Raw genomic sequence first — 3,548 nt, 5'->3', positions numbered from 1 at the left:
TTTATTACCGACCGAAAGACGCCCAAGCCATCAAAACCTCGTGTTAATAAAGGCGTTCCTAATAAGTGGAAAGAAAAGCGGGCTAAGAAAATGGGTGCTACTGGCTAAAGTCAACAGTATTGACTACACGCCATCCCTGGCGTTATGCGCTCTGAATGCCTTGTCCCTACTTAAGTTGGTAGCCCGCCTTCAACCTAAGCTACGATTAAAAAATCATTACCTAACAATATTGGATGCGTGGAAACGCCTAGTATGGCAAGTGTTACCGCCGCATTGCCAGCATCGTAGCTTAAGCTACCCGTCTCCGCTTCGTAGCTCAGAATTTCGCTTAAACCCACCTTTTGACCGATTTGTCCAGCGAAGGCCTTGAATACGCTTGCCGATAACTCAATCACATCTGTACCCGATTTGAAGTCAATAATGATGTCGCTGTGTGCAGCAGCTAGTGCGCCGTTAAAAATAAAGTGGTCATTACCCGCACCACCCATCAACGTATCATGACCTAAGCCACCACTTAAAAAATCATTACCACGTCCTCCAATCAGTACATCCGCACGACCTAGCCCTTGAAGGTAATCGCCGCCACCGCGACCTATTAATTGATTACTTCCACTATTACCAATTAAGCTGTCGTCGTAAGCACTGCCGTTCAGATTTTCTATATTATTAAATTTATCGTTACCACTGTTAACGCTTACGTTTTGTGCATCGGATTGGCCTAATGTAATCGTTACCCCCTCATTGGCAAGCAGGTAATCGACCGTGTCATGACCGGTTCCGCCGTAATACTGGTCATCCCCTAACACGCTACCGCTGAAAATGTCATCGCCTGAACCACCGAATAAACTGTCATTACCTAAGCCGCCACGCACTGTATCATTACCGACATTGCTGCGAATCCAATCATCGCCGCGCCCACCTAAGATAAGGTCGGCACCGGCTAATCCGATAATGTTGTCGCTTGCTTGAGTGCCTAGCAGTTGATCGGCTTTAGGCGTACCAATGATGGTATGTCTGATGATGGTCGCCTGACCTATAAAGCCGGGGTCAATAATTTGGTTATTGACTAATAAATCGTCATCGCCAGTAGCACCGTCAGTGAAGGTAATGACGATGCGCTCGTAATCGCCATCGTGATTGCTATCAATAAATTCAGCGCCGTCGTCATAAGTGCTTAGATTGCCATCAGCCATATACGCATAAACATGGGGGTTGCTGTCAGTCGGTACAGGACCAATTTTATAATAAGTGTCGGCGGTTATGCCTCTGGCAGTGCTATTACTAACCGTGTTTGTACACCGGCACGAGTCGGGTCTAAGTCGGTTAAGCCATTATTGCCGGTGGCTTTTATCGTATAGTTCAATAAACCGGTGAATAACGAGTCTTGACTTATTTGCGCCAATTCTGCAGCAACCACGGCACCATAGAGAGTTTCGGCCTCAGCTGTTGATAACACCTTAACATTGTCAATTTCAGTATTAGCATTCAGCGAAACCTCACCATCTTCACTGCTAAGGTCGCCTACGATTAAAGCGCCGTAACTAGTTGCAGGTGCTTGTGAACCTAAGGCAAAGTCTTCAGCACTGATAAGCGGTAAGTTAGTAACATTCGATTGCTCTGCGTCTGGAATGCCGTCGTTATTGGCATCGCCGTCACCCCCCGCATTCTCGATAACCGCAGAAATTCCGTCTTGATCTATGGCTGCATCGGTTTGGCCTTGGATAGTAATCTTTAAATAAGCGTTATCAGATAACCCTGCGGCATCGGTAAGTGTGTAATTAAATGAGTCAACTAAGCTTTCTCCGTTATTTAATGCATCTACTAACGGGTTGTTGTTATTGACGATATAGGTATAGCTACCGTCGCTGTTTAAATGTAAACGGCCGTACTTGCCTTCTATACTACCGCCCACAACACCATTGGCAATCGCTGTCACGCTGAAAGTGTCGCCCGCATCCATGTCGCTATCGTTAGTTAATACGTTTCCACTAGGGTTAATACCTGGGATACTGTCAATTCCGCCGATTTCTACAGCAATAGCGGTGTCATCAGAAGCCGCTGGAGCGTCATTGATATTCGCGACTTGGGCGCTTGCTAAGCTGGTAACAGTCTCTAACGTAGTGTCATTGTCGGTATAGCTGACGTGTACCGTAATAGTTTTACCGACTTCAGCTTGAGTCAGTTGATAAGTTGCTGCATTAGCATTGTTAATAGTCTTACCATCAGCTTTCCAAACGTAGCTATAAGCGCCGCTAATGCCGTCAGCATCGGTGATTGCGCTGATATCGGCAGTAATAATTTGACCTTGCTCAAGTGTTCCGATAAGGCTTGGTATGCCGAACGGCGCGTCGTTCACCGCAATACCGTTAAACTGTAACGTACCCGTTAGCGGCGCATTGACACCATCACTGATTAATACTGTTGCACTGGTAGCGCTATGTTTGTTTGGCGCTGAAACAAAACTCAGTGCAGCTAACGCAGCATTAACATCGGTTAAGCTCCCCGTCACGCTCCAAACACCTGTCATAACATTGTAGATTTCACCATGCCCAGAACTTGCGCTCAGCGAGCCATTGCTACTATTACCATCGGCCATTGTTACTGTTGCCGTAAAACTGTCCGCATCCGGGTCGGTGATTACAATGTCGCTTATAGCCGTTGTTGTATCTTCGATATAGTCCAGATTTTGATTTAACGGACTGGCGCTAGGTGCAGTATCCGTATTAATCGTATAGTTGTTTGAAACCGTGCTGCCACTACCGGTATTACCCGCGCTGTCTTGCACGTTGTTATTCGACAATCTAATCACGTTACTATTGTCGATGACGCTCAATGTCGGAGTTAATATCGCTGTCCATGTGATACCACCATCGTTGCTGCTGACATTGGATAAACTACCGTTATCGACGGTGAGGTCGGCGTTGGTAAAGCCGTTAACTGCTTCAGAGAAGGTAATCGTGACTAGCGAAGTATCGCCTAAAGTTAATGCAGAATCCGTGACAGCAATACTGGCGGTAGGACGTGCCGTGTCTATGGTGTAATTGCCGCTGCTAATACTGCCAACGCCGCTATTACCCGCTAAGTCGTTAATACCGGTTAAGTCTAATGTCAGCGTGTTGCTTGTATCGGTGACGTTACTATCAGGTGTTAATGTCGCTGTCCATGTGATGCCACTATCACTCGTGGTTAAATCGGTTAACACACCATTAGCCATGGCAACATCGGCAGTGGTAAAACCACTCACCGCTTCGGTGAAGCTAAATGTCACTGTCGCTGTATCGCCGATTTGTAATGCCGTGTCGGACACTGTAATCGCTGAGGCTAAAGCTGGACGTGTGGTGTCAATGCTGTAATTGCCGCTGGTGCTACTACCAACACCGCTATTACCGGCTAAGTCGTTAATACCGGTTAAGTCTAATGTCAGCATGTTAGTTGTATCAGTGACGTTACTATCAGGCGTTAATGTCGCTGTCCATGTGATGCCACTATCACTCGTGGTTAAATCGGTTAACACACCATTAGCCACATTAACACCAGCAACGGTAAAA

General features: G+C 46.6%; 2 protein-coding genes. Both read right to left on the bottom strand.

All coding sequences use genetic code 11. The features are described 5' to 3' along the window. Nucleotides 1-194 precede the first annotated feature (194 nt). Nucleotides 195-1,193 (bottom strand): calcium-binding protein, encoded by a 999-nt coding sequence (locus VZ94_RS23790; protein ID WP_052700769.1) that lies wholly within the window; start codon nt 1,191-1,193, stop codon nt 195-197. Between the two features lie 65 nt (nt 1,194-1,258). Beyond that, the coding region (locus VZ94_RS19805) for an Ig-like domain-containing protein (RefSeq protein WP_204369221.1) at nt 1,259-3,548 on the bottom strand (2,290 nt) is incomplete at its 5' end.

The organism is Methylocucumis oryzae, from assembly GCF_000963695.1.
In the GTDB taxonomy this organism is placed as follows: Bacteria; Pseudomonadota; Gammaproteobacteria; order Methylococcales; family Methylomonadaceae; genus Methylovulum; species Methylovulum oryzae.
Note: the sequence above shows the minus strand (reverse complement) of the source record. Positions and strands in the feature narration are given on the sequence as shown.

Excerpts from the sequence above, each read along its gene's own strand:
- VZ94_RS23790 (WP_052700769.1), bottom strand. The coding sequence starts at position 1,193 with ATGGCTGATGGCAATCTAAGCACTTATGACGACGGCGCTGAATTTATT.